The sequence below is a fragment of the Micromonospora sp. BL4 genome (genome assembly GCF_003667505.1).
Lineage (GTDB): Bacteria > Actinomycetota > Actinomycetes > Mycobacteriales > Micromonosporaceae > Micromonospora.
On record NZ_RCVJ01000275.1, the window covers coordinates 1 to 1,025 of the forward strand.

Below are 1,025 nucleotides of genomic sequence, written 5' to 3' on the forward strand. Positions count from 1 at the left end.
CCGCCACCCGCCAGTCCACCTTCGTCCGCCGGGCGTACGTCGCCGCCGCGGTGGCCGTACCGAAGATCGCGGCCAGCTTGTTCGTGCCCAACGCGGTGGCCACCGGCAATCCGGGCGCGGCCACCAGCAACGCCGGCAACAACAGCAGACCACCACCGCCGACCACGGCGTCGACCCAGCCGGCCAGGGCCGCGGCGGCCAGGAGAGTGCTCAGCGATACGGCGTCCACGGGCGGCAATTCTCCCCACCCCGACCCGCGCGACCCGCACCGAAGTGGCCAGCCTCACTCACACCCCCGCACGTCAACGACCCCGCGCCCGCCGCAACCACACCCCCAACGCGCCCATCGCCACGAACACCAGCACCGAACACAGCAGCAGTTTCACCACCCGGCAACCCTGCCACGGGGACGTAGGGTGCAGGAGTGCGCCTGGCCACCTTCAACGTGCTGCACGGACGATCCCTGACCGACGGGCTCGTCGACCCCGACCGACTCACCGCCGCCGTGCGCGCCCTCGACGCCGACGTGCTGGCCCTGCAGGAGGTCGACCGCGACCAGAGCCGCAGCGGCAACCTCGACCTCACCGCCATCGCCGCCCGCGCCCTCGACGCACCCCACCACCGCTTCGCCGCCGCCGTCGTCGGCACGCCCGGCGAACAGTTCCGGCCCCTGCGCCACGACGACGACGGCCACGGCGAACCCTGCTACGGCATCGGCCTGATCAGCCGCCACCCCGTGCGCAGCTGGCAGGTCACCCGACTCAAGCCCGCACCCGTGCGCTCCCCGGTCTACGTACCCGGCCCCGGCGGCGGCCTCGTCCTGCTGCACGACGAACCCCGCGTCGTGCTCGCCGCCGTCCTGGACACCCCGCACGGCCCGCTCACCGTCGCCGCGACCCACCTGTCCTTCGTCCCCGGCTGGAACGCACACCAACTCCGGCAGACCGTCCGCGCCCTGCGCGCGCTGCCCGCCCCCCGCGTCCCTGTCTCTTATACCCATCTGACGCTGCCGACGATAAGGCTCG

General features: G+C 73.3%; 1 protein-coding gene. It reads right to left on the reverse strand.

Annotated elements, in window-relative coordinates; genetic code table 11:
* On the reverse strand, positions 1-229 hold a 229-nt coding region (locus EAD89_RS30100; RefSeq protein ID WP_147458898.1), incomplete at its 3' end, for a TSUP family transporter.
* Between the last annotated feature and the right edge of the window lie 796 nt (positions 230-1,025).